A 25,476-nucleotide genomic window follows, 5' to 3' on the forward strand; every position below is an offset into this window, starting at 1 on the left:
GTATGAAAAAGGTATTTTTACTCTTGTTTGCCGCAATGGCAACCTTGACCAGCTTCGCCGACAATCTGGCGTCGGGAAAAGCAACATTGGCCACTTCTGGAAATGCTGCTCTGGCAGCCGATGGCAATACCAACACACGCTGGGAATCCGCACAGGAAGACCCGCAGCTGTGGCAGGTTGACCTGGGCGAAACTACGGCGTTCAACACCATCTCTATCCTGTGGGAAGGAGCCTATGCAAAGTCATTCACGATTGAGGCAGGAAACACGCTGGGCGATGATGGCTACCTGACCGGAGGTACTGCCCTGGTCAGCGTCGCAGACCAGTCGTTGAGCGGCTTTCCCTACATGCAGAACTTCTCTTTTGCGGAAACAACAGCTCGTTATATCTTGTTCAGAGGAACTGCCCGCGGTACCAACTATGGCTATAGCTTCTGGGAGTTCAGCGTGTATAACCTCGATAAGAGTCTTACGCTGTCAAGCCTGAACATCGCTGCGGCCAGCAATCAGACCACGGTAGGTAGCACCATTGCCATTTCGGCAGTAGGAAAAGACCAGATGGGTGGCGCCATCGAAACGGGCACCCTGAGCTGGCAGAGCACGAATCCTACGGTGGGAACTGTCGAAAATGGTGTGTTCACCGCTCTTGCAGCCGGTACCACCACCATCACGGCTACTTCCGGACAGATCACCTCTAACCAGGTAGAGATCACCGTTGCAGCTGGCGAGAAAATAGACCTGATGAACAACTGGCAGTATCGCATCTATCCCTTGGGCAGTGCCACGGAGACAGCCTCGCTTGTAGGCGCCTTCGATGACAATGACGGCAGTCTTTGGGAGTTGCATAAGACAACCTCTGCCGATGAGGCTGCCCGTAGTTATGAGACGGGTTTCATAGCAGACCTGGGTGCCATCTACGATGTCAACACCATCTCTATCCACTTCGAAGGTGCTTGTTCTGAAGCCTTCACCCTGTCGTTTGCCGGCAATGACGGCGTTTTTGGCGATGCCGTCTATAATGGTGGCGCCACCGGTATCAGTAACCACACCGAGAAGTTCTCGGGTGAGAACGTGACTGGCGCACGCTATGTGAAGTTCCTGAGCACAAAGGCTTCCAGCGAGTGGGGAGTGAAAATCTACGACTTCTCTGTTGTTGGCGTGAAGACTGCCGACGTACAGTTCTCGAATCCTGAAATTACTGCCGGCGCTGTCAGCGAAACAGGCGAGGAGAGTGTGACTTTCAGTCTGACTGCCACCAATGCTAATTCTGCCTTTGTGATGTACGAGGTCGCTGCTAATGGTGTTGCAGCTCGCTACTTCAAGGGCGATAGTGGCAAGGCTTCCACCATCGTTGTGAATGGTCTGACCAGTGGTAGCACTTACAACTTTGCCATCTTTGCCATCAATGCCAATGGCGGTCGCTCTGCCATCAAGGAACTGTCTGCCACTACTGCAGGTAATGTCTTTGTGCTGACAGCTGCTCCCACACCTGCCGAGCGTCGTGCCAATGATGTGGTGTCTGTCTATAGCAATGCCTATCAGCCTGCCACCACTTATACTTATGGCGGTTGGGGACAGAGCACCGTTGTAGAGCCTGTCACCGTCGATGAAGACGAGATGCTGAAGTTGACAAACTTCAACTATCTGGGCTTTGAATACCAGACACAACTGGATCTCAGTGCCATGCAGTATCTGCACATCGATATCCTGCCCATGCAGGAAATGAATTTTGGTATGACGCCTATCCTCGTGGCAGGCACTCCCACCGAGAACTCACAGTTGGTGGGCACGCTCAAAGTGAAAGAATGGAACAGCTTCGACATCCCTCTGTCTGGTTACAATATGGACTTCTCGAACCTGAGCCATCAGCTGAAGATAGACAATGGCAATGGCGTGGTCTATGTGGATAACATCTACTTCTGGAAGGCACCCTCTACGGTAGAGGATACCGAGGCCCCCGTGATGACCAAGGTTGATGCTTCTAAGGTCAGAGACCATAAGGCTGTCCTGACTGTTTGTGCCACCGATAATATCGAAGGCACGCTGCTCTACAGCGTGAAGAATGGTGAGGTAGAGCTGGCCACCCGCAGTGGTAAGGCTGGCGAAGAAATGACCATCCAGCTCACCGGACTGACTGGCGAGACTGAATACAACCTCTCTGTGACAGCCCAAGACGACAAAGATAATGTGTCTGCCCCCATGATTGTGTCGTTCACCACACAGAAAGACTTTGTCCTGACTGCAGCACCTGCTCCTCAGCATAGCACCGAGGCGTACGACATCTATGCCATCTATTCAGATGCCTACACCTCAAGTGCCCCTGCAGGTTTCTTTGCCGACTGGGGTGGCGGCAGTCCTGTTGGCGTGCAGCTCAGCGAGGCCGACCAGGTGACCAAGATCGAGAACTTCAACTATGTGGGCTATCAGTTCGAGGCCAATCCCGACCTCAGCGGTTTTGCCCTTCATGCAGATGTGCTTTCTACCGAGATGAGCACCGTGGGTCTCACGCCCATCACGCTGGCTGGCGAGAAGAGCAAGACCTTCGAGATCACCGAAGGCCAGTGGACCAGTCTTGATATTGCCGCAACCGACTGGGAGTCGCCGATCAATCTGGTGAACACCTTCCAACTGAAGTTTGATGGTGGCGACAAGAGCACCACGTTGTATGTGGACAATATCTACTTCTACAAGAAGAAGGTGGCCGACCAGATCCGCGAGGTGGCTGTCAAGAAAGCGCCTGCGTACTACACACTTCAGGGTGTTCGCGTGGCGCAGCCAAAGGCCGGCATCTATGTAGTCAACGGCAAGAAAGTAGTGGTTAAGTGATATAAAAGCGGCGGTTTGAGACCGCAAGAGCGGCAGTGCTGCACTGCAAAAGTAAAGGTCTCAAACTGAAAGAGTTAAGATGTTGTTGTCAATCCAGGGGCTAGACGATCGGTTTCTAGCCCCTGGATGACTCTTTTCTAGCCCCTGGCCAGACTCCATCCAGCCCCTGGAATGCAGTCGGCCAGGGGCTAGATCAAACCCAAAACTAACGCTATTGCGAGTTCATTCGGCCACTATTGCGAGTTCATTCGGCCACTCTTGCGAGATGATCCGGCTCGTATTGCGAAGAAAATGAGTTGGAATGGCGCCATAATACCGATAGAATGGGCTAATTAAAGTGCAAAAGTGAGTTTTTTGTGTGGTCGTTTTTATGGTTGGTTTACGTAATTCCTCTACTTTTGCAACAGAAACCCAAACTATAATTAATGAACCATTTTAGATAGATACTAACAGCAAAAACGATGAAACATTTATTATTACTATTTGCAGTTTTCATGACAACTGCACTGAGCACATCGGCTCAGACGAATGTGACTTCCGGAAGGACTGTGGTCCCTCTGGGTGGCTTGAAGACCTTTACCAAAAATGATGGTACTACTACTTACACGATTGACAATTCGCAATTACAGAAAATCACAGTCAACGGAAATACGTCGAACGTCTATCTCTTTCCGGAAGAAGGCGGCAGCTACAACACCGACGACAATAAGGCCTTGGGCATACAAGGTTTCTATATTGACTTAGGTGAGGCGAAGACCATTGGCAATATCAACACCACATGGGAGGGGGCTGCCGCAGGTGGTAAGGTCTATGTGACCAACACCCAACCGGCCGACGATGGTACGCTGAGCGACGAAACAGAGATTGCTTCGTTCTCGAATGCTCAGGAGACGGTCAAGAATGCCACGGTGACCGTTGCCAACAGCGGACGCTACATCGTGTTTGTTCCCACCACGGCAACAAACTACGGCTGGGGTGTGAAGATCAGAACATTTGTGGCCTACGACACCTATACGCCTGTGCTGACAACGCTGACGGCCAGCATCAGCAATCTGGCCATCTTTTCAGGTAATAGTTCGCAGGTGTCCTATACCGCACTTGACCAGGTTGGCACACCTTATGTCATCACGCCTACCTATGAAAGTAGTGATGAGGCTGTGGCCACGGTCTCTGGCTCGGGTCTTGTCACGGGCGTATCCACCGGTGTGGCTACAATCACGGTTGGTTCGGGTGTTGAAGGGCGTTCGGCAACGGTCCAGGTGAAGGTCTATGACATGCCGACAACGGCACCTGCCGCTCCCACAGGCGATGACGTGACCATTGTTTACGACGGCACTATAGGTGCATGGTCTGACCAAGGCTGGGGCTGGGGCAGTCAGCAGGAAAATGTGTCGATCGACGGCAAGACCTGTCGTAAGGGCAGCAAGCTGGGCGGCATGCAGATACCTAATCCGCTGAAGGACTATAGCGAGCGCGACAAACTGGTGGTTGACGTGTGGTCGGCAGAAGCCCATACCTTGACCCTCTATTTCGAGGGCGAGGGCACATCGCGACTCTTCAACCTGAACGCCGGTTGGAACGAGCTGCAGGTGGCCACCTCAGAGATTGCTGCCCCCGAGAATGTGAACTATCTGACCTTCCGCTATCACGACTCGGTCAAGGACGGTCTGCTGATATTCTCTAATATCTATTATGCGAAAGGTTCTGTCGTGAATCCCTGTTCGGTAGTCAATGGTGTGGTATCGGGCGACGTGACCACCGCCGACGAAACCATCATCAACGCTTCTACAGCGCCTGTTGTCGATATGCGAGGCGCCAATATCGTGGAAGCTGTCACGCTGTCGCCTGCCAATCCGAATGCCATCGTGTTGGTAGAAGGAACGGGGCGTGTGCCCAGTCAGTCGGTCGATGCCGACAATCTGGTGGTCTTTGATGGCTTGTACTATCGTTCGGCCACGGGCAAGGCGCTGACCTTCGTCGACAGCAATACCGATGCCATTGCCAGAACCATGACCATCGATGCTCAGGCCGAGGGCGTCACCATCAGTCGTACGCTTGCAGCCAACAAATGGGCCACATCCTATCTGCCTTTCGCATCGACACAGAACGATGCCATCGATGTTTACACGTTTACGGCCATGGAAGGAGATGCGCCGGTGCTGACAAGGCGTGATGGTGCCAATGCACACATCATCCCGGCAGCCACACCGGTCGTGATTCACAACACCACCGACGCACCGGTAGATATCGTGGCAACGGGTAAGGTTGACTTCTATCTGGGCGCTACACCCTCAAGCGTGGAACAGGCTGCCGTAGTTTTCAAGGGCAACTATGCCCCCTTCGTGACTGATGGAACGCAGTATGGCGTCTATGGCGACGTGGGCGCAGCCCTTCAGTTGAACAAACTCAACGGTGCCACGGTTGGATGCTTCCGCAGCTATTTCACAGGTCTGTCTGGTTCGTACGCTTCTCGCGAGATTATTCTCGTTGACGGCTCGACCACCCGCGTCGCAACCGTCACAGCCGACCATGTGGAGCTGGTTCCCGTGTACAACCTCCAGGGTCAGCGCATACAGCGACCTGTCAAGGGACTCTATATCGTGAATGGTAAGAAAGTAATGATGAAATAAGAAGGAAGAATAGTGATATGAAACAGAATTATATCAAACCATGGACAGAGATTGTGACCATCGCCACAACCCAAATGATGGCTGTCAGTAACCCGAACGAGAGGAAGGCCGTTGTGAGCGAGGAAGAAGTCACGACGGGCTATGTAGATAGTCGTTCTTACGATATTTGGACAGACGAAGAAGACGAATATTGATATCTAGTTAATAATAGTAGTTATTAGTTTTTTGTATTGACAGGAGTCAGACTCCGTGACGGACACTGACTCCTTTTTTAAAAAAAACAAAGTGAATAAGTAGAAATGAGAATCCATATATTGGCCGCAACCATGCTTTGCCTGCTGGGCACGATGGATGCCGTGGCACAACAAATCATCAGAGTGGGTAGGGGCAGCTATGCAGCATACACCCCCTTGTCGATGAGTCGCACCAACGAACACGGTGGCGACCAGAGTCAGTATATGCAGTACCGCAAACTCTATATCAACGAGCGTGCTAATACACCCATCCCCACCAATAAGTGGTGGACAGACCTGATCAATGCCGACCGCTACCGCACGGGCGACGAGGTGACGGGTCGCCTGTGGGCCTATCCTGGCTATGTGCAGGGCATGAGGTACGGCATGGATATTCATTATCCCAAATACTGGGTGGACAACGGCACCGAGATGAAGGCGCAGTCGAAACTGGTGGTGACGGGCGCTGACTTCCATGCCCAGACACCGCTGGCCGAGGCTTGGAGCGACTGGACCGTGACCTTCTCGGAATCGGATGCCAACCGGAAACTGACAGCCACATTGATGCATGGCTCTCCCTTTACTTGGATAGAGGCTGAAAATACCACGCTGACGCTGACCGCCGTCAAGACCAACAATGATGGGGCTGACAACAGACTGACGGGCAATGCCAACGTCAGTTTCCTGACCGCCGATGGCACACCGATAGGCAGCGGCAACTATACACGCTTGATTGTCAAGATAGCCAATGGCGAGACCGCTGATCTCTATGGCATCTACCTCCCAGAGAATACCACTGTGACCATTGCCAGCGGACGGGCTACGCTGACGGCACCCTACGTGGTGGTGGCACTGCTGAAACAAGAGTCCGACCTGGATGTCTATAGCACCTATGCCTACAGCAAACCGGTGAACACGCAGGTGAGCTGGAACTATGCCAATGGCTTGCTGACCACGACCTATGATGTCTCGGCAGAAAATCTCCGCACGGGTGCTGCCACCAGTCAGGTGTTGCAGGGATTCATTCCTCACCACTACCGCGAGCGCTATGCCACCCATTCGTTGGCGCCCATCAATAGTTATGCCACCCCTCGCGGAACGCTGAAGGTGGCAGCTGGCAGTTGCCAGCACATCAGCTACCGTTTTGCAGGTATGCTGCCTTGGTATGCCGTACCTACCGATGGCGGCGAGCATGCGTTCAACAAAGACCGAATGTTGCAGTTGGTTAGAGAATATGCCTCAGAGGGTACCTTCGGTGCCGACACCTATTGGGGCGGTAAAGGACTGACGCAGATGGCACTGAACATGACGTTTGCCCGCGAGCTGGGCGACGAGCTCTTGTTCGACCAGTGCCATGCCCGACTGAAAGAGGCGTTGGTGAACTGGCTCACCTATACGCCTGGCGAGGAGAACTTCTTCTTTGCACGCGACAACCGCTGGGGCGGACTCATTGGTTATGCCACCAGTTACGACAGCGAGACTTACAACGACCATCACTTCCATTATGGCTACTTCACCCTGGCAGCAGCACTGCTGGCCATGGTCGATGACGACTTTCGTGAGAACTATGGCGATATGATGAAGTTGGTGGCTCGAGACTATGCCAACTATAAGCGCGACTCATGGGCTTGCTTCCTGCGTATGTTCGACCCCTGGGAGGGACACTCGTATGCTGGTGGCATGGGCGATGGTGCCGGCAACGGACAGGAATCAACCTCCGAGGCCATGCAGGGCTGGGGCGGACTCTTTCTGTTGGGTGTGGCACTGGGCGACGACGAGATGCGCGATGCCGGTATCTTTGGTTGGGTGAACGAGAGTCGTGCCACGGCCGAATATTGGTTCGACCGTCATGGCGAGACGGTCGATGACAACTTCCATATCACTAAGACGGACGACTATAATATTGACTACGACAAGTTCAGACACCAGAACCCCGACTATATCATTCCCTACAACTCGAACCTGACGAGCCACGGCGTGGGATGGTGGACCTGGTTCGGTGGCGATCCGGTGTTTATGCAGGGCATACAGTGGATGCCCGTGTCGCCCGCACTCGACTATCTGGGCGAGGACAAGGCTTTTGCAGCATGGGACTACCAGCGACTGATGGAGCTGAAGGAACATAAGGGATGGGACGGACAGGGCGGTATCGGTACGGCTGACCTGCGCGACTCAGACTGGGGCAATGTGGTGCTCACGTACCGACAGTTCAGCGATCCTGACGATGCGGCGGCCATCTTTGACCAAGGCTGGGACAACAACTGGGGTACCATGCACAACAGTTCTACGCGTGGCATCACCTACTACGTGACGCATGCTCATCGCACCTATGGCGATATCGACTGGACGGTGACGGCTTCTATTCCTACAGCTCGTAAATATACGAATGCGTATATTGCCTATAACCCCACGGATGCTCCGCTCACGGTGACTTATAGCGATGGCACCAGCTTTGTGGTGCCTGCCCGTCAGATGAAGGTGAAGGACAGTGTGTACACGGGTGTCACGAAGATTTATCCTGTTGATCATAGTGAACCCGACCTGCGCGAGGAACTGATCATGCCGAATCTGGCACTGGGCAAGTCCTGCACTGTGAGCAGTTGGGAGAATGCCGGTTGCGTGGCTGCTCATGCCACCGATGGCGACAAGGGCTCACGCTGGGGAAGTGCGCATCAGGACGGTGAATGGCTCTACGTGGATCTGGGTGAGAACTGTCAGATATATAAGGTGCGTATCAGTTGGGAAACGGCCTATGCCTCGGCGTATGATATCTATGTTTCTGAGAATGCCAACGACTGGACGCTGGTCAAGAGTTGCCTGAGCAGTGGCGGACAAGACAACATTCTGCTGGGCGATGTGAGCGGACGCTATGTTAAGTTGGTGGGAAAGACGCGTGCCACTCAATACGGTATCTCGCTCTATGAACTGGAGGTATATGGAAAACCGTCGTCGGCACCAAGCTCCACATTGATGGGCGTCATGATAAGCAGTCCGGTAGATGTACTGAAACAGGGTGTTCCCACTACGCTCAATATTGTGGGCTATGACTATGCCAAGAATCAACAGACCGTGGCGGCCACGTGGAGTAGTGCTGACGGCAACTTTGACGGTAGCACGTTTACACCTTCTGTCTATGGCAAGGTGAATGTCACGGCGACGGTGGGAGGCTTGACTGCCTCTAAGCAACTCGTCGTTGAGGAGGCCTTGCGAGTGACTTCTATCACGGTGACTGCCGACGACAAGACCACGAAGGATGCACCTGTCGATGTGGTGGCGGAAGCTCTGAATCAGTTTGGTCAGCCTGCCAGTCAGCTCATAGACTTCGCTCTGCGTAGGCTGACGGCTACGGACGAAGAGGAAACCACTGATGCCACCCTGAATGCGGTGGACAATCATCACCTGACGTTCCGCGCTACGAAGATGGGACAGTATGCCATTGTAGCTACGTGCAATGGCGTGACCAACACACACCGTATCTATGTGGCCGATGCCTCGCGCCAGAACCTGCTGTTCAGCTTGAGCCAGATTGGCGGACTGAATCCCGAGGCTTCGGCACCACGCCCTGCTGTGCTGGCTAACACGGACGACTATGCCGAGAACTTCTTCTTGCGCAACGACACGCCGGAGCGCATGCACGACACCTACTTCACGATAGATCTGACAGACCTTTGTAATGTGGAGTTCCTGAATATTTCGTTCAGTCCGGCATTGCCTGCCGACTATACGATTTCGGTATCTGCCGATGGTGAGCAGTGGCAGCAAGTGTGTGCGGTGGAAAACAATAGCAGCCAGTTGTGTGTCTGCAACCTGACGGGGGTAGCCAATGGCGTGCGCTACTTGAAGTTCCACAGTTCTCGTGCTGCCACCGACTGGGGCGAGAAGGTCAGCCACATCTGGGTCTATGGCGATGTGAAGGCAACGGTCATCAGCGATAAGCGTGATGCGGTGAAGACTGAACATGGCGACTTGTTCGACCTGACCGGACGGCGTGTCGTAAAGCCGGCGAAGGGCATCTTTGTGAGGAACGGACAGAAAATAATCGGGAAATGAGAAGGCACGAATCATGACCATGTTCGTGTTTTGCAGAAACAAAGTCAAAGCAAAAGATAATAAACACAATCAATAAAACGTTACATGTATAGTACTCTATTACTCTCTCTCGCCGTAGCCCTCATGGGCTTCGGCACTGCTGACAGCGACCGGATGACCTCCGCGTCCGTGTGTTCCACTTCTGAAGATACAATCGGTGTGCCGGATGGTTATCGGCTGGTGTGGCAAGATGAGTTTGATACAGGTACAGAACTGAACAGCTGTGACTGGACACACGAGGTAAAGGCAGCGGGATGGGTGAACCATGAGTTGCAGAACTATGTGAACCACCAGACGCCCGAAGGTCAGCTGGTGACCCAGGTGAAAGATGGTACGCTCAGAATCACGGCACTGAAGGAGAATGGTAAGGTCTATTCAGGACGTGTGTATGCCAGGTCTAAGCAAGGGTGGACCTACGGCTATATGGAGGCCCGCATCAAACTGCCGAAAGGTAAAGGCACATGGCCAGCCTTCTGGATGATGCCGGTGAACTTCAGGTCGTGGCCGGCCGATGGCGAGATAGACATCATGGAAGAGGTGGGCTACCATCCCGACTATGTGTCGTCTAGCCTGCATGCCAACTCGCATGTTCACTCCAACAACACGCAGGTGACCCATGAGATGTTGTGCGACGGTGCCGAAGGGGAGTTCCATACCTATGGTATCCTCTGGACCGCAACGAACATCACGACCTATGTGGACGGTGAGGTGCAGCTGAGCTATGACAACAGACAACTGGGACGCGACGACTGGCCCTACGATGCTCCGTTCTATATCATCCTCAACCTCGCATGGGGTGGAGACTGGGGTGGCGCTGAGGGCGTTGACGATGGTGCACTGCCAGCCACGATGCAGGTTGACTATGTTCGTGTGTACCAAAAGCAATGAGGAGTGGCCTTTGTAGCTCCTTGCATATCTTTGACTCATAAACAATACTTATATTATCATGAAACAACTTTTCATATCTGTAATGCTGCTCTGTGCCTGGACGGGGGCGCAAGCCCGACAGTTGCCCGTGTATCTGGACGATAGCAAACCAGTGGAACAACGCATTGAAGACGCACTGAGCCGCATGACACTCGACGAGAAGATTGCGGTGATTCATGCGCAGTCGAAGTTCTCGGCTCCTGGTGTAAAACGATTAGGCTTTCCTGACCTGTGGACCACTGATGGTCCTCACGGCATTCGTCCAGACGTGTTGTGGGACGAGTGGGAGCAGGCCGGACAAACCAACGACTCGTGTGTGGCTTTTCCGGCGCTGACCTGTCTGGCTGCTTCGTGGAATCCTGCGATGGCCCGACTCTATGGCGAGAGCCTGGGTGAGGAGGCGCTTTACCGCGGAAAACATGTGCTGTTGGGACCTGGCGTCAACATCAACCGTACGCCTCTCAACGGTCGTAACTTCGAATATATGGGCGAGGACCCCTTCCTGGCGTCGCAGATGGTGGCTCCCTACGTACAGGGGGTCCAGTCGAATGGTGTGGCATCGTGTGTGAAGCACTATGCACTGAACAACGACGAAGAGCATCGTTTCAACGTGAATGTGGTGGTGAGCGACCGTGCGCTGCACGAGATCTACCTGCCTGCCTTCAAGGCTGCTGTCCAGCAAGGCGGTGCCTGGGCCATCATGGGTTCTTATAACCTTTATAAGAATGAGCACTGTTGTCATAATGCGACGTTGCTGAACAAGATACTGAAGCACGACTGGCGCTTTGACGGGGTTGTTGTGTCTGACTGGGGTGGCACCCACGATACTGAACAGGCCATCGAGAATGGACTTGACATGGAGTTCGGCTCGTGGACCAACGGACTGACCGAGGGCGCTTCAAATGCTTACGACAGCTATTATCTGGCATTGCCATATAAGAAGCTGATTCAACAGGGCAAGTACTCAGTGAAGGAGCTCGACGAGAAGGTGCGTCGCGTGCTGCGCCTGTATTATCGTACCACGATGAAAAAGAACAAGCCCGTGGGCTTCCTGTGCTCGGAGAGTCACTACGATGCTGCACTCAGAATAGCAGAAGAGGGCATCGTACTGCTGAAGAATGAGCGTGGGCTTTTGCCCCTGAAACAGGGCAAGCGTATCTTGGTGGTGGGCGAGAACGCCATCAAGATGATGACTGTTGGCGGTGGTTCTTCATCGTTGAAGGTGCAAAAAGAGATTCTGCCATTAGATGCTTTTGCTGCACAGTGTTCTACCGATTATGCCCGTGGCTATGTGGGCGATACGGTGCAGAGCTACAATGGTGTGAAGGTGGGCCGCAGTCTTTACGACATGCGTACACCGTCAGAGCTGATTGCTGAGGCTGTGGAGAAGGCAAAGCAGGCCGACTACGTGGTGTTCTTCGGCGGACTGAACAAGAGCGATTATCAGGACAGCGAGGGACATGACCGCAAGGACTATGCCTTGCCTTATGGACAGAACGCCGTCATCGAGGCCATCCTGAAGGTAAATCCCCGCCTGGTGTTTGTCAATATCTCGGGCAATGCCGTCGAGATGCCATGGGCCAGCAAGGTGCCTGCCATCGTTCAGGGATGGTTTATTGGTTCTGAGAGTGGCGAGGCCCTGGTCAACGTGCTGTTGGGAAAGGTAAACCCCAGTGGTAAGTTGCCCTTCTCATGGTATAAACAACTGGCCGACTGTGGGGCGCATGCTCTGGGCACCTATCCCGGCACATGGCGCAGTGGTGTGCGTATCATTGACGAGGAATATAAAGAAGGTGTGTTTGTGGGCTATCGCTGGTTGGAGAAGCAGAACATCAAACCGCTGTTTGCCTTTGGTCATGGACTGAGCTATACGTCGTTTGCCATGAACTGTCAGTCGTGGACAGACAAGGGCAACGGACAGTATCAGTTTGATGTCAAGGTGAAGAACACCGGTAAGTGTGCCGGCGCAGAGGTCGTTCAACTCTATATCGCTGACAAAGAATGCTCGGTAGAGCGCCCTAAAAAAGAACTGAAAGCCTTTGCAAAGGTGTTCCTGCAGCCCGGCGAGAGCAAGGTGGTGACGCTGACCATCGGTCGCGAGGCGTTGAGCTTCTACGACGAATCCGTTCACGACTGGCGTGCAGAGGCAGGCACCTTCGAGGCACTGATTGGTAATGCCTCAGACAATATATCGGATAAAATCACGTTTAAACTGAAAGATTGAACGTCAATATGAGAATAACACTTTTATCGGTAATGATGAGTATGCTGTGTCTGAACATGCAGGCACAGACCGGCGACATGAATGCTTTTGTCAGTAGGCTGATGAGCAAGATGACGCTGGAGGAGAAGTTGGGACAGTTGAACCTGGCGCCTGCCAGTGACGAGATCGTGACGGGAGGTGCTGTGAATACAGAGGTAGGACAGCGCATCGCCGATGGTCTGCTGGGCGGCGTGTTCAACCTGAAAGGTGTGGATAAGATACGCGCCCTGCAGGACATCGCCGTGAAACGGTCGCGACTGGGCATCCCGCTCATCGTGGGTATGGACGTGATTCATGGCTACGAGACCATCTTTCCGATACCACTGGCACTGGCATGCTCGTGGGACCTGAAAGCGATTGAAGAGATGGCGCGTATCTCTGCGCGCGAAGCTTCGGCCGACGGCATCAACTGGGTCTATTCGCCCATGGTGGATATCTGTGTGGATGCCCGTTGGGGACGTATTGCAGAGGGTGCCGGCGAGGATCCCTTCCTGGGCGGCGAGGTAGCGAAGGCCTATGTACGCGGCTATCAGGGCGACAGTTATACGCCAGACCATGTGATGGCCTGCGTGAAGCACTATGCCCTCTATGGAGCAGTGGAGGCCGGACGCGACTATAACACGGTGGATATGAGCCGACTGCGTATGTATAACCAGTATTTCCCTCCTTATAAGGCAGCTGCCGAGGCCGGTGCAGGCTCGTATATGTCGAGCTTTAACATCGTTGACGGACAGCATGCCACGGCCAACCGCTGGCTGCTGACCGATGTGCTGCGCAATCAGTGGAAGTTTAATGGCTTTGTGGTGACAGACTATGGCTCTATTGGCGAGATGACCACCTGGGGCTTTGGCAACCTGAAGAGCAACTCGGCCAAGGCACTGAAGGCCGGAACAGATATGGACATGTGCTCGAATGGATTTATCAACACGCTAGCAGCATCGCTGAAAGACGGTTCGGTGACGATGGCCGACATAGACCAGGCTTGTCGTCGTGTGTTGGAAGCTAAATGGAAACTGGGACTGTTTGACAATCCTTACCGTCATCTGGATGCCAAGCGCAGAGCCAAGGATATCTTTACCGACGAACATCGTGCTGCTGCCAGACGCATCGCAACAGAGACTTTCGTGCTGTTGAAGAACCAGGATGAGCTGCTGCCTCTGACTATGGATAAGACCATTGCCCTGATAGGTCCGATGGCTAACGACCGTGCCAACATTGCTGGTACGTGGTGTGTGGCCTATACGCCAGAGCGCTATGCCACCATTAAAGAGGCTTTGGAGCGCCGCCTGCCCAAAGGCAAGCTGCTCTATGCACAGGGTTGCAACCTGACGCGCGATGAGGCTTTGCAAAAGGCGGCTGAGTTTGGAAAGACCATTCCTCGTGTGGATGCTGTGCAGGCGAAGGCAGAGGCGCTGGCCATTGCCCAGAAGGCCGACATCATCGTATGCGCCATGGGTGAGTGTGCCGACTTCTCGGGCGAGTCGTCGAGTCGTGCTACGCTGGAGATGCCCGACGAACAGCGCGAGCTGCTGGCCGAACTGGTGAAGTTGGGCAAGCCCGTCGTGCTGCTCCACTTCTCGGGTCGCCCCACGGTGCTCACTTGGGAACAGCAGCATGTGGATGCAATCATGAACGTGTGGTTTGCAGGTTCGGAGGCTGGCGATGCCATTGCCGATGTACTGTTTGGTGAGGCTGCGCCCAGTGGCAAACTGACAGTGACCATGCCACAGGCCATCGGTCAGGTGCCCATGTACTATAACCACCTGAACACAGGTCGCCCCGTGCCAGAGGGTGCTAAGAACTATCGTAAGTATCAGAGTAACTACTTGGAACTGCGCAATGATCCGCTCTATCCATTCGGCTACGGACTGACCTATACCACTTTCAACTACTCAGACCTGTCGCTCAGCAGTGCCGTGATGGCAGCAGACGGCAGCATAGAGGCCAGTGTGACCGTAACAAATACGGGAAAGCGCGATGGCGATGAGATCGTGCAGTTGTATATCCATCAGCAGGCAGCCTCGGTGGCACGCCCCGTGAAGGAACTGAAAGGTTTTCAGAGAATACAACTGAAGGCTGGCGAGAAAAAGAAAGTTACTTTCCGCATCGGTCGTGAACAACTGCAGTATTACGATGCTGAAGGCAACAGTGTGCTGGAACCAGGCGTCTTCGATGTGATGATAGGTTCAGACAGCCGTCGTGTGTCAACAGCGACACTTCGTGTAGAATAACAGTCTTATTCTTCCGACTGTTCGTGTTTTCGCTCCGTTTCGGCAATGGCAGCATCATAGCCTGTCAGTGCTGCAAACGGAGCGAATTGTGCAGCACGGTTCCACATCGACATCTGCGGATGTCGCTTAGACACGTGGTGTGGCAAATTTATAATATCGTCGTAGTTATCCATAATAATAACTATTATTATCTCTCATCTCTCACCTCTCATCTTGCGGCAACGCCGCACCTCTCACTTCTCACCTCTCATCTCTCATCTTGCGCCAAAGGCGCACTCACCTCTCACTTTGCGACAAAGTCGCACTACGCCTTATGCCCTCCAATCTGGCTGTTGCGCTCTTTGGCGGTGGCACCTTCTTTGAAGTTCAGACCGCGCAGGATGGCATTCTTACCAAAGCGCTGTTTGATCTTCAGTTGTGCCTCTTGCAGTTTGCGTTCCTTCTCCAACCGGTCTTGCTCTTCCTGCTGCTGTTGTTGCAGTTGGTCATAGTCCGTGAAGAGGTCCAGCTGCTGAACCGTGTTCTGCTGTGGTTGGGCGGTGACTTCCGATGTGACATGATTGGTGGTGAGGCTCAGACGTCGAACCAGCAAGATAGGGTTCACGCAGCGGTCGAAGATGCTGGTGGCCCCTTCCATGATGAGGCGCGATGACGATGTGGGTGTGGCAAACGAGTAGGAGCCATGTGCATGTTTGGGCACCGGTTTGCCGTAGTAGTTGATGGTGATCTCGCCCTGATACCGATCGCGGATGTCGGGACGCGTGAGACACTCGGTGTCGTAGCTCACAGTGAGCACCAGTTGGTCGGTGACCAGTCGTTTGCGCACCAGGTCTAAGGCCATGCCTTCTGCCATCTCTTGCACCACCACGCGCGCTTGTTCGGCGCTGTAGGGCGACTGCAACACCTGTCCGCTGCTGAAGGAGTTGCTCTCGGGGCGATAGGCCTTGATGGCCGCCATGGTGCATGGTTCCCATCCCCAGGCGTGGTCTATCAGCAGTTCGGCATTCACGCCAAAGAGCTTGTAGAGCAGTTCTTCGCTTAGGACAGACTGGCGGGCCAACTGTCCCATGGTCTCGATGCCGTGGCGGGCCAGTTTCTCGGCGATGCCATGGCCCACACGCCAGAATTTCGTGATGGGGCGGTAGTCCCACAGTTGCTGTCGGTAGGTCTGCTCGTCGAGTTCGGCAATGCGTACACCATCTTTGTCGGCAGGCATCTTCTTGGCCACGATATCCATGGCCACCTTACAGAGGTACAGGTTGGTGCCGATGCCGGCGGTGGCGGTGATGCCCGTTTGCTGCAAGACATCGCGTATCATGGTCATGGCCAACTGGTGGGCCGTCATCTTATAGGAGCCGAGATAGGCCGTGACGTCCATGAAGACCTCGTCAATGGAATAGACGTGGATGTCCTCGGGCGCGAGGTACTTCAGGTAGATGTTGTAGATGTTGGCGCTGACCTCGATGTAGTGTGCCATTCGTGGTTTGGCAATGATAAAGTCAACGCCCTTTGCCTTCTGATAAACTTCAAACAGGCGTGCTCTGCCGCCGATGCCATAGGCTTTCAGTGATGGCGTCACTGCCAGACAGATGGTCTTTTCGGTGCGGCTCTCGTCGGCCACCACGAGATTGGTGGACAGAGGATCGAGTCCCCTGTCCACGCACTCTACTGAAGCATAAAACGACTTCAGGTCAATGGCTATGTATGTTCGTTGTGACGACAAGACGGTCGAAAGACTTTGTGGGAAAAGCAGTGGTTTACTCAACCACGGTGATGCGCATCTCGATGTCGTCAACAGGTCTGTCGGCACGACCGGTGGCGGTGCCCTGGATCATCTCAACCACGTCGAGACCTTGCTCCACTTCACCAAAGACCGTGTACTGTCCGTCGAGATGCGGTGTGCCGCCGACGGTAGAGTAGAGCTTCAACTGCTCGTCAGTAAGACCTTCCTTGCCCACCTGGCCCTCGGCCTCGGCTACCAGTTTGTCTTGCAGCTCCTGCAGACCGGCACGGTTGCGCTCGCGGCGCATCTGCATGATCTCGTCGCGATGCTGGGCAGCCAGTGCGTTGAAGACATCCTGAACCTTCTGCATGCGCAGTTGCTTGGAGAACTGGCGCAGCTGTCCTTCGTTGTAAACCTGTCCCCAGACGATGTAGAACTGCGAACCGCTGCTGCGACGTTCGGGGTTCACCTCGTCGCCCTGACGGGCTGCAGCCAGGGCCCCGCGCTTATGAAACAGGTTGCTCTTGATCTCGGCTTCGAGGGTATAGTCGGGACCACCCACGCCCAGCATCTTGCCGGCAGGGGCACCTTTCGAATCGGGGTCTCCGCCCTGAATCATGAAGTCTTTAATCACGCGATGGAACAGGGTGCCATCATAGTAGCCCTCTTTCACCAACTTGATAAAATTGTCACGGTGGATAGGGGTCTCATCGTAGAGGCGGACAATGATGTCGCCTAGCATGGTTTGGATATTTACTTTCATAGTAATCGCTGATACTTAGTGGTTTTCTAATTATTTATCGGTGCAAAATTACAAAAAAAAGGGAAATTATAACTATCTTTGCAGTTGGTTTTTAAAATAATGAAGATGAAACGCAAGAAGCTATGGATGCTGACAGCTGTGCTGTTGATAGGTGCAGTGGCGCTGTATGCGCTGTCGGCAACACAACGTGATATAACACAGGAAATGGTGTTGGTGCCCGAGGCGCCAGACTATAGTGACTCCACCATGTGGATAACGGTGGATGGCGACAGTTGTGGCAACGGTGCCGACGTGTTCTATGTGGTGTCCACATGGGAGGAAGACTGGCAGGATGAGGCTGGCAGAACCAGTCACTATGCCGATGTGTGGAACGAGCATCATCGTAAACATATGGCCCGCGAGATGAACAAGGTGGCAGCCTATATGGCACCAGGCAACAGGTTTTACGCGCCCTACTACCGCCACGCTACGATAGAGACCTTCATGGTGGCCGATGAAGACAGTATTCGCCGTCGTGCTCGCATGGCGATGGACGATGTGTGCGCAGCCTTCGACTATTTCCTGGCGCGACGCGACTCTACGCGTCCGTTGATAGTGGCAGGATTTAGTCAGGGCGGCATGGCCGTGGTAGAACTGCTGAAACACATGAGCGACGACACCTACCGCCAGTTGGCAGCCGCCTATGTGCTGGGCTACAAGGTGACGGAGGCCGACACGCTGCAGTCGAAGCACCTGAAGGCGGCGCAAGGCGAGAGCGATACGGGTGTCACCATCTGTTATAACACGGTGAAAGATGTGAAGTATGCCCATCCCGTGATTGCGGCTACCTGTATGAGCATCAACCCCGTGAACTGGCATACGGATGCGACACCGGCAGTGCTGCACGACACCATCACCGTGACACTGTCGCCCGAGCATCATGTGCTGGTGGTGAAAGGCTATGACGGCAAGGAGTATCCGCCGTATAAAGGATTCCTGAACGTGGGCGACATCCACAGTTGCGAGCCCTGGCTCTACAGTGAGTGTCTGCAGCGAAATATCAAGGTACGTGCCCAAGCCTGGCGTCATCGCAAAGAATAATTTCAAAACCTCTGCGTTAAACTCTCAATTTAACTTCTCATTAAGATCATGGAATACTTACCCAAGGATCCTGCTATACTGGTATCGAGCGTTAATATGTTGCTGCGCGACGACGAGTTCGATACCTTGGAGTCGCTATGTTATAATTTTAATACGGAGCCAGAAGATCTGAAGAGTTACCTAAAGGGTAACGGCTTTGTGTACAGTGAACAGCAACGGCAGTTTCGCCCCATTGGTTATGATGCAGTAAGATGATGACAAAAGATAGTATTGAGACAGCCTATAGCTTCCTGCACCAGAAGCAGAGGATCTATGCACACTCCACGCTCGACTGGCAGAAAGACGACATCGAGATGGCTATTGCCGACTATGCTGATTCTATGAACCAGGAGTTGTATGCGTTGATTAGCAATGGTAAGGAGGATTTCTTGCACGACCATGCGTGTTTTCTGGAAGATATCACCAAAGCTGTCGAGGTACTAGAACAGATGTTGTAACTCAGCATGTCGAAATGAGTGATTGGGTATTATATTATTTGCTTGGCGTAAACATCCTGACATTCCTTGTTTACGGCATAGACAAGTCTAAGGCAAAACGGAAGGCTTGGCGCATTTCGGAATGTACGCTTCTGATGTTGGCAGTGATTGGTGGCAGCGTCGGTGCACTGTTTGCGATGAGGCTTTTCCATCATAAGACGTTGCATAAGAAGTTCAGGTATGGCGTTCCGCTCATCATGGCGCTACAAATAGTGGTGGCTTTAATGCTCATTTAATCTTTCCCCACCTGGTTACTGCATTTTAGTAACCCAACAACAACGCCTTACTAACCCAAAAGTGCCACTATTCTAATTTACGACTTAAGTCGAAAGATCTCACGACTTAAGTCAACAGTTCTCACGACTTAAGTCAACAGATCTCACGACTTAAGTCAACAGATCTCACGACTGGAGTCAACAGATCTCACGACTGGAGTCAACAGATCTCACGACTTAAGTCGAAAGATCGCCAAAGTGCCACTATTGAGTTACAAAGGTGCTGCTATAACCCCATCAAAGTGCCGTTGTTGGATTTCAGATCCGCTTGTGGCTCGCGCTCGAGCTTGCTCGCTTTCACCAAGCATAGCGACTGAAAGAACCCTTGGGTGAGAGGCTCAAGCGTGAGAAAACAAAAAAAGAGGTCTTGCGACCTCTTCTTTTTGTGATCCGCTTGGGGCTCGAACCCAAGACCCCAACATTAAAAGTGTTGTGCTCTACCAACTGAGCTAGCGGATCAACCTCAGTGCTTTTAAATAAAAGCGGGTGCAAAGGTACGAACTTTTTTTGAACCCGCCAAATTTATTGCGATGTTTTTTCGTTTTTTGCTTTTTCTTCGGCTATGGCATGCTGATAACAAGTGCGGCAAAGGGGCTCGTATTCTTGTGTTTCGCCCAGCAGCACGCGCTTGTCGTTTTGCACTTTTCGGTGACTGACGTAAGCCAGCGAACCGCATTTGACGCAGATGGCATGCACCTTGGTGACATCGTCGGCAATGGCGCAAAGGGCAGGCATAGGACCAAAGGGAACACCACGGAAGTCCATGTCAAGTCCTGCCACGATGACACGAACGCCACGGTTGGCCAGTTCGTTGCACACGTTGACAATGCCATCGTCGAAGAACTGAGCCTCGTCGATGCCCACCACGTCGATGTCACTGGTCAGCAAGAGAATGCTGGCCGAGGATTCAATGGGTGTTGACTGGATATGTTTTTGGTCGTGGCTCACCACGTCTTCCTCGGAATAGCGCACATCAATGGCTGGTTTGAATATCTCCACGCGCTGCTTGGCAAACTGAGCGCGGCGCATGCGTCGGATCAGTTCTTCGGTCTTTCCGGAAAACATGGATCCGCAAACCACTTCGATTCTGCCGGGACGATGGTTCTCGCCTGTTGTAGGATATGTAATCATGGTGCAAAGATAGCAAAAAGTTTATACTTCGTAGTTCGTTGGTCAGAGTTTTTTTTAGTAAAATGTTGTTAATTTGCGCCAATTATGAATTGCGAACTACAAACAATGAACTAAAAATCACTACCTTTGCATCCGATATGGGAACATTATATATAGTACCCACGCCTGTGGGCAATATGGAAGATATGACGCTGCGCGCCATACGCATCCTGAAAGAAGTCGATTTGATATTGGCCGAGGATACCCGTACATCGGGCATCCTGCTGAAGCATTTCGACATTAAGAATCAGTTGCTTTCCCATCACAAATTCAACGAACATGGCACCAGTGCCTCGGTGGTTCAACGATTGCTGGCCGGACAAAACGTGGCACTGATCAGCGATGCAGGAACGCCCGGCATCAGCGACCCTGGTTTCTTTCTAGCCCGTGAGGCTGTGAGGGCTGGGGTGGAGGTGCAGTGCCTACCTGGAGCAACGGCTTTTGTGCCGGCGCTGGTGAGCAGCGGACTGCCCTGCGACCGTTTTGCCTTCGAGGGCTTCTTGCCTCAGAAGAAAGGACGCCAGACGAAGTTGCAGTCGCTGGTTGACGAGGAGCGCACCATGATTTTCTATGAGTCGCCCTACAGATTGCTGAAGACCCTGCAGCAGTTTGCTGAGTTTTTTGGTGCCGACCGCCAGGTGAGTGTGTGCCGTGAAATTTCGAAGATACACGAAGAGAGCGTGCGTGGCAGTCTTGAGGAGGTCATTGCGCACTTTACGACTACTGAGCCCCGTGGCGAGATAGTCATTGTGCTGGCTGGAAAGAGTTGAGTTTGCTTAAAATCTTAGTTTTTGAACATAATAAATATAATAAAGTATATGAAAAAGATTTTGGTATGGTGCGTTTGCATGTTGGCTGTTGTCGCATGTAAGAATGGTGCTAAGGATGCCAATGACTTGGCTCTGAATCATACGATTGATTCGTTGAACAGAGTGAACTATCAGAAGGATAGCGAAATTAGCGATATGCTGGAAACCCTGAACGTGATACAGGAAGGTTTTAAGGCCATCAACGAGGCTGAAGGTCGCGTCACCGTGGAGCGTACAGGTGAAGGCGCTAACAACGAGACCAAGATTCGTGAGAATGTGCAGTTTATCCAGTCGAAACTTGCTGAGAACCGTGAGTTGATCAATAAGTTGCGCATCCGTCTGCGTGAAGGCAGCATTGCCAGCGAACAACTGAAGAAGACGGTGGAGAGCCTGTCGGAACAGTTGCAGGCCAAGACTGCCGAGCTCGAGGAACTGCGTAAGGAACTGGCTGAGAAAGATATCCACATTGCTGAGCTCGATGAAAAGGTAAGCAATCTGGCAGATAATGTGAGCACGCTGGCCGAGGACAACAAGCACAAGCAGGAGACCATCACGACGCAGGATAAGGAGTTGAACACAGCTTGGTTTGTGTTTGGCACAAAGAAAGAGCTGAAAGAGCAGAACATCCTGAAGAAGGGTGAGGTGTTGCAGGGCAACTTCAACAAGAACTACTTCACGAAGATAGACATCCGTGTGGACAAGGAAATCAAGTTGATGTCTCGTGATGCTAAGTTGCTCACCAATCATCCTGCCGGAACCTACAACCTGTTGCGTGATGCCAACAAGCAGTATGTGCTGCGCATCACTGATCCCCAGCGCTTCTGGAGCACCAGCAAGTACCTGGTTGTTCAGGTAAAGTAATATAAAAACAACATGCGTCAGCCCATCGGGTTGTCGCATGTTGTTTTTATGAGATTAGCGTTTTTCGCGGAAGAACGTCTGCATCAACTCGCGACATTCTTCTTCCAGTACACCGCCTATGGCCTGCGCTTTCGGATGCAGGGCGTGGGCGGCATATTTCTGATAGCCGCGCTTCTCGTCGGCACAACCAAAGACTACCCTTGGTATCTGTGCCCAGCCAATAGCACCGGCGCACATCACGCAAGGCTCAACGGTGACGTAGAGCGTACATTCAGTGAGGTATTTACCTCCTAGTTCGTTGGCAGCCATCGTGATAGCTTGCATCTCGGCATGCGCTGTCACGTCGGTCAGCGTCTCGGTCAGGTTGTGTGCGCGGGCAATAATTCTGTCCTTGCACACCACAACAGCCCCAATGGGTATCTCTCCCTCGCGCAGTGCCAGCTGGGCTTCAGCCAGCGCTTTGCGCATATACTGTTCGTCTTTATTTTGTTGCTCCATGATGCAAAAGTACTAAGAAGTAAGCATATAAGCAAATATTATAGATACAAAAAGTGGCGGAATGGTACGAGATGCCATCCGCCACTTGTTATAGGTGATTGGTGTGAACTACTTCATGTCAATACACAGGGCATTGAAGCGCTGTCCGTTCTTCTCAATGAAGAGACGGCCTTTCTTCAGGATTTTCGCAGCACCGCTCAAACGCATTCGACAAGCCAAACGGGCAGGGCAAAGTTCATCTTTAGCCAACTCCTCTTGACTTTCCCTGGACATTGCCAAATATTGCCTTTCCCTCACCCTATTTCACTGCAGACAAAAAAGCCGCACGTCCATGCAAATACGGATGTGCGGCTTTTCGTTTTTATTAGCTGGTCAGATTTTCTTCAGGCGAATCACACGCGAGGAGAATTGCCGGGAGAGGTTGGCATCGAGACCTGTCTCCATGAGGAACTTGCCCGAGAAGGTCTTGCCCTCGAAGTAATGCTCGTGCTCGGAACACTCGAACTCGGTGAGGCGATAGGTGGCATCGGGGTCGAGGCCTGCCATGTGCCAACGGGGGGTGTGGAGATCGACATAGTGCTCGAACTTATAGCAGAAGAATACGGCCTCCGACTTGTCCTCGGTGACGAACATCTGGCTGCAGAAACCATTGCCTTCGTAGGGCGAGAGCAAGCGGTACTGGTCGCCGAGCTGAATGACGGGGCGAATCTCCTTATAGAACGCGACAGCTTTCTTGGCATACTCGCGCTCGCGGTCGTTGAGGTCGCTGGGCTTCATCTCCATACCGAGGCGACCTGTCATGGCAACATCGAAGCGGAACTTCAGGGGGATGATGCGCCCGGTCTGATGGTTAGGCGATGCACTGACGTGCTGCGCCATAGCCATCGTGGGGAAGAAATGGCTCGTGCCCCACTGGATGAAGAGGCGCTGCTGGGCATCGGTGTCGTCGCTTACCCAAAACTCGTCGAAGTAGGGCATGAATCCCCAGTTGACACGCCCTCCGCCACCGGCGCACAGCTGGATGACGAGGTCTGGGTATTTGGCACGGATGCGCTCCAGTGTGCTGCGCAGACCGCGGTGGAAATCGACAACGAGGTGGCTCTGCCTGTCGGAGGTGAGGTAGCTGGAACCGTAGTTATTCATCGACATGTTGCAGTCCCACTTAATGTAGTGCAGCTTGGGGTTTCCCTTGACGAGGTTGTCTACGATGCTGAATACGTAGTCCTGCACCTTGGGGTTCGACATGTCGAGCACGAGCTGCGTGCCGCCACGGCCTTTCGACAGTTCGCGTGTGGGATGTGCAAGCACCCAGTCGGGATGTGCCTCGTAGAGTTCGCTCTTTGAGTTGGTCATCTCAGGCTCAATCCATATACCAAACTTGAGGCCGCGGTCCTCGGCTGCCTTTAACAGAGCGGGCACACCGTCGGGCAGTTTCTGCGTGTCGGTCATCCAGTCGCCGAGGCCCTGAGTGTCGTCGGTGCGGCGGTATTTGCGTCCGAACCAACCGTCGTCAACAACGAAGAGTTCGCCGCCCAGTTCCCTGATGCCGTCCATCATCTGCTCGCAGACTTCCTGGTTGACGTTCATGTACACGCCCTCCCACGAATTGAGGAGGATGTCGCGAACCTGATGGCCGTTGTGGAGTTTGACGTTGTGCCCCCAGCGGTGGAAGGCACGGCTGACACCACCCTTTCCCTCGGTGCTGTAGGTGAGGGCGAGTTCGGGTGTCTGGAACGATTCGCCCGGGCGGAGGGTGTAGGCGGTGTGGAGTTCATCGATGCCGGCAATGAGCGTGTGGCGATATTTACCGCGCGTCTCCAACCGCAGTTTGTAGTTGCCCGTCCAGCAGAGTGCTGCGCCAATAACACGACCGCTGTTTTCCTGGGGCTTGCCGTCGAGCGAAATCATTACCTCTGCGCGGTCGTCCATAGCAGTGCGCACGCCGTCGTGGTTGACGATGGTCTTCAGACCTGGTGTCAGGGGTTCTTCCGTCATCTGACTTTCAGCGGCCCATGTGCCGTGAAAATGGGTTATCCATGCACCTTCCTGACGGAGGGTCATCACACCACTGGCGTATTGCTCGAGTCGGATGGGCTTCTTCTCGCCGTTGCGGATGACGGTCCAGGTCTCTATGACGTCGCTCTCCGAGTTCGCCTTATAATAGAGATCAACGAAGAATTTGTACGCCTTGTCCTTGAGCGAGATGATGGTGAGGTCGCCCTCCTGACGCGATCCCGTAATGGCGAGTTCTGTGCTCATGTTGCCGTCGGCGTGTGTCACGCTAAGTGCCGTCTCGTCGAAACTGGTGCGCCCGAAGGCAGGGTATGCATCGTAGTTGATGCTCATGGCATCATAGATTTCCTGCGCCTGACTGTGGCTGATGCGCGAACCGTAGTAATGGATGCGGGGAGTGGAACCCTCGTTGACCGAGAGCATGAGGGTGGTCTTGGGCGTGTTCACAAACACGTCCTTGGCAGAGAGTTTGCCCACGGAAAAAAGCAATGGGCAGAACGCCAGCAAAGAAAAGATTTTTTTCATTGGATTATGGGGTTAAGTGTTGTTT

20 protein-coding genes and 1 tRNA gene are annotated in these 25,476 nt (G+C 53.2%); 13 read left to right on the top strand and 8 right to left on the bottom strand.

Annotated features, from left to right (window positions below; translation table 11 throughout):
- Positions 1 to 2: 2 nt before the first annotated feature.
- The 7 genes from T496_RS13065 to bglX all read left to right on the top strand — a co-directional run bounded on the left by T496_RS13065 (position 3) and on the right by bglX (position 15,198).
- The gene (locus T496_RS13065; protein ID WP_081783481.1) at positions 3 to 2,825 is read left to right on the top strand and encodes a galactose-binding domain-containing protein; all 2,823 of its coding nucleotides are present in this window, start codon (positions 3 to 5) and stop codon (positions 2,823 to 2,825) included.
- A gap of 461 nt (positions 2,826 to 3,286) precedes the next feature.
- Complete coding sequence (locus T496_RS14285) at positions 3,287 to 5,455, top strand: Ig-like domain-containing protein (RefSeq protein ID WP_081783482.1); 2,169 nt, start codon at positions 3,287 to 3,289, stop codon at positions 5,453 to 5,455.
- Between the two features lie 17 nt (positions 5,456 to 5,472).
- The gene (locus T496_RS14805) at positions 5,473 to 5,649 is read left to right on the top strand and encodes a hypothetical protein (RefSeq protein ID WP_155808418.1); all 177 of its coding nucleotides are present in this window, start codon (positions 5,473 to 5,475) and stop codon (positions 5,647 to 5,649) included.
- Positions 5,650 to 5,754: 105 nt separating this feature from the next.
- Entirely contained in the window at positions 5,755 to 9,738 is a 3,984-nt protein-coding gene (locus T496_RS0100610) for a glycosyl hydrolase (RefSeq protein WP_081783483.1), read from the top strand.
- A gap of 84 nt (positions 9,739 to 9,822) precedes the next feature.
- The gene (locus T496_RS13075; protein ID WP_081778410.1) at positions 9,823 to 10,665 is read left to right on the top strand and encodes a glycoside hydrolase family 16 protein; all 843 of its coding nucleotides are present in this window, start codon (positions 9,823 to 9,825) and stop codon (positions 10,663 to 10,665) included.
- A 58-nt stretch (positions 10,666 to 10,723) separates the two neighbouring features.
- The gene (locus T496_RS0100620; protein WP_027449020.1) at positions 10,724 to 12,928 is read left to right on the top strand and encodes a beta-glucosidase; all 2,205 of its coding nucleotides are present in this window, start codon (positions 10,724 to 10,726) and stop codon (positions 12,926 to 12,928) included.
- Positions 12,929 to 12,936: 8 nt separating this feature from the next.
- Positions 12,937 to 15,198 (top strand): beta-glucosidase BglX, encoded by a 2,262-nt coding sequence (gene bglX / locus T496_RS0100625; protein WP_027449021.1) that lies wholly within the window; start codon positions 12,937 to 12,939, stop codon positions 15,196 to 15,198.
- A gap of 5 nt (positions 15,199 to 15,203) precedes the next feature.
- Here bglX and T496_RS15070 read toward each other — a convergent pair whose 3' ends face one another.
- The 3 genes from T496_RS15070 to T496_RS0100640 all read right to left on the bottom strand — a co-directional run bounded on the left by T496_RS15070 (position 15,204) and on the right by T496_RS0100640 (position 17,684).
- Positions 15,204 to 15,371, bottom strand: coding sequence for a hypothetical protein (locus T496_RS15070; protein WP_197018910.1), 168 nt, complete (start codon positions 15,369 to 15,371; stop codon positions 15,204 to 15,206).
- 131 nt (positions 15,372 to 15,502) lie between these two features.
- Positions 15,503 to 16,963: a Y-family DNA polymerase gene (locus T496_RS0100635; protein WP_231477968.1), complete on the bottom strand. Its 1,461-nt coding sequence runs from the start codon at positions 16,961 to 16,963 to the stop codon at positions 15,503 to 15,505.
- Entirely contained in the window at positions 16,956 to 17,684 is a 729-nt protein-coding gene (locus tag T496_RS0100640) for a peptidylprolyl isomerase (RefSeq protein ID WP_027449023.1), read from the bottom strand. The genes T496_RS0100635 and T496_RS0100640 overlap by 8 nt, the downstream gene beginning before the upstream one ends.
- Positions 17,685 to 17,783: 99 nt before the next feature.
- Here T496_RS0100640 and T496_RS0100645 point away from each other — a divergent pair, with 99 nt between their 5' ends.
- From T496_RS0100645 to T496_RS0100660, 4 genes are read left to right on the top strand one after another with little or no spacing between them, the layout of a single operon-like run.
- On the top strand, positions 17,784 to 18,764 hold the full coding sequence (locus T496_RS0100645) for a DUF3089 domain-containing protein (RefSeq protein ID WP_231477969.1): 981 nt from the start codon (positions 17,784 to 17,786) through the stop codon (positions 18,762 to 18,764).
- Positions 18,765 to 18,812: 48 nt separating this feature from the next.
- Entirely contained in the window at positions 18,813 to 19,019 is a 207-nt protein-coding gene (locus tag T496_RS0100650; protein WP_027449025.1) for a DUF4250 domain-containing protein, read from the top strand.
- Positions 19,016 to 19,261, top strand: coding sequence for an MPN domain-containing protein (locus T496_RS0100655; RefSeq protein ID WP_027449026.1), 246 nt, complete (start codon positions 19,016 to 19,018; stop codon positions 19,259 to 19,261). Before T496_RS0100650 ends, T496_RS0100655 begins: the two co-directional genes overlap by 4 nt.
- A gap of 14 nt (positions 19,262 to 19,275) precedes the next feature.
- Positions 19,276 to 19,536, top strand: a complete 261-nt coding sequence (locus tag T496_RS0100660; protein ID WP_027449027.1) for a DUF1294 domain-containing protein — start codon at positions 19,276 to 19,278, stop codon at positions 19,534 to 19,536.
- Between the two features lie 425 nt (positions 19,537 to 19,961).
- Here the strand turns inward: T496_RS0100660 and T496_RS0100665 are convergent.
- Positions 19,962 to 20,034, bottom strand: a tRNA-Lys gene (locus T496_RS0100665).
- Positions 20,035 to 20,097: 63 nt separating this feature from the next.
- Positions 20,098 to 20,706: a thymidine kinase gene (locus tag T496_RS0100670; RefSeq protein WP_044109396.1), complete on the bottom strand. Its 609-nt coding sequence runs from the start codon at positions 20,704 to 20,706 to the stop codon at positions 20,098 to 20,100.
- Between the two features lie 137 nt (positions 20,707 to 20,843).
- On the opposite strand from T496_RS0100670, the gene rsmI reads away from it, so the two are divergent.
- Positions 20,844 to 21,515: a 16S rRNA (cytidine(1402)-2'-O)-methyltransferase gene (gene rsmI / locus T496_RS0100675; protein WP_027449029.1), complete on the top strand. Its 672-nt coding sequence runs from the start codon at positions 20,844 to 20,846 to the stop codon at positions 21,513 to 21,515.
- Positions 21,516 to 21,563: 48 nt separating this feature from the next.
- Positions 21,564 to 22,415 carry a Cbp1 family collagen-binding glycoprotein adhesin gene (locus T496_RS0100680; protein WP_027449030.1) on the top strand — a complete coding sequence of 284 codons (852 nt, stop codon included), beginning with the start codon at positions 21,564 to 21,566 and terminating at the stop codon, positions 22,413 to 22,415.
- A gap of 54 nt (positions 22,416 to 22,469) precedes the next feature.
- On the opposite strand, the gene T496_RS0100685 is transcribed toward T496_RS0100680, so the two are convergent.
- From T496_RS0100685 to T496_RS0100695, 3 genes are all read right to left on the bottom strand, one after another.
- On the bottom strand, positions 22,470 to 22,913 hold the full coding sequence (locus T496_RS0100685) for a nucleoside deaminase (RefSeq protein WP_027449031.1): 444 nt from the start codon (positions 22,911 to 22,913) through the stop codon (positions 22,470 to 22,472).
- A 108-nt stretch (positions 22,914 to 23,021) separates the two neighbouring features.
- A complete protein-coding gene (locus tag T496_RS14810; RefSeq protein ID WP_155808562.1) occupies positions 23,022 to 23,186 on the bottom strand; it encodes a hypothetical protein in 165 nt (54 codons plus the stop codon).
- A gap of 99 nt (positions 23,187 to 23,285) precedes the next feature.
- A complete protein-coding gene (locus tag T496_RS0100695) occupies positions 23,286 to 25,451 on the bottom strand; it encodes an alpha-galactosidase (RefSeq protein ID WP_044110295.1) in 2,166 nt (721 codons plus the stop codon).
- Between the last annotated feature and the right edge of the window lie 25 nt (positions 25,452 to 25,476).

Origin of the sequence: Xylanibacter brevis P6B11 (genome assembly GCF_000621825.1) — a bacterium.
GTDB lineage: Bacteria > Bacteroidota > Bacteroidia > Bacteroidales > Bacteroidaceae > Prevotella > Prevotella brevis.

Coding starts and splice junctions, on each gene's coding strand:
- T496_RS13065 (WP_081783481.1), top strand. CDS start 3: ATGAAAAAGGTATTTTTACTCTTGTTTGCCGCAATGGCAACCTTGACC.
- T496_RS14285 (WP_081783482.1), top strand. CDS start 3,287: ATGAAACATTTATTATTACTATTTGCAGTTTTCATGACAACTGCACTG.
- T496_RS14805 (WP_155808418.1), top strand. CDS start 5,473: ATGAAACAGAATTATATCAAACCATGGACAGAGATTGTGACCATCGCC.
- T496_RS0100610 (WP_081783483.1), top strand. CDS start 5,755: ATGAGAATCCATATATTGGCCGCAACCATGCTTTGCCTGCTGGGCACG.
- T496_RS13075 (WP_081778410.1), top strand. CDS start 9,823: ATGTATAGTACTCTATTACTCTCTCTCGCCGTAGCCCTCATGGGCTTC.
- T496_RS0100620 (WP_027449020.1), top strand. CDS start 10,724: ATGAAACAACTTTTCATATCTGTAATGCTGCTCTGTGCCTGGACGGGG.
- bglX (WP_027449021.1), top strand. CDS start 12,937: ATGAGAATAACACTTTTATCGGTAATGATGAGTATGCTGTGTCTGAAC.
- T496_RS15070 (WP_197018910.1), bottom strand. CDS start 15,371: ATGGATAACTACGACGATATTATAAATTTGCCACACCACGTGTCTAAG.
- T496_RS0100640 (WP_027449023.1), bottom strand. CDS start 17,684: ATGAAAGTAAATATCCAAACCATGCTAGGCGACATCATTGTCCGCCTC.
- T496_RS0100645 (WP_231477969.1), top strand. CDS start 17,784: ATGAAGATGAAACGCAAGAAGCTATGGATGCTGACAGCTGTGCTGTTG.
- T496_RS0100650 (WP_027449025.1), top strand. CDS start 18,813: ATGGAATACTTACCCAAGGATCCTGCTATACTGGTATCGAGCGTTAAT.
- T496_RS0100655 (WP_027449026.1), top strand. CDS start 19,016: ATGATGACAAAAGATAGTATTGAGACAGCCTATAGCTTCCTGCACCAG.
- T496_RS0100660 (WP_027449027.1), top strand. CDS start 19,276: ATGAGTGATTGGGTATTATATTATTTGCTTGGCGTAAACATCCTGACA.
- T496_RS0100670 (WP_044109396.1), bottom strand. CDS start 20,706: ATGATTACATATCCTACAACAGGCGAGAACCATCGTCCCGGCAGAATC.
- rsmI (WP_027449029.1), top strand. CDS start 20,844: ATGGGAACATTATATATAGTACCCACGCCTGTGGGCAATATGGAAGAT.
- T496_RS0100680 (WP_027449030.1), top strand. CDS start 21,564: ATGAAAAAGATTTTGGTATGGTGCGTTTGCATGTTGGCTGTTGTCGCA.
- T496_RS0100685 (WP_027449031.1), bottom strand. CDS start 22,913: ATGGAGCAACAAAATAAAGACGAACAGTATATGCGCAAAGCGCTGGCT.
- T496_RS14810 (WP_155808562.1), bottom strand. CDS start 23,186: ATGTCCAGGGAAAGTCAAGAGGAGTTGGCTAAAGATGAACTTTGCCCT.
- T496_RS0100695 (WP_044110295.1), bottom strand. CDS start 25,451: ATGAAAAAAATCTTTTCTTTGCTGGCGTTCTGCCCATTGCTTTTTTCC.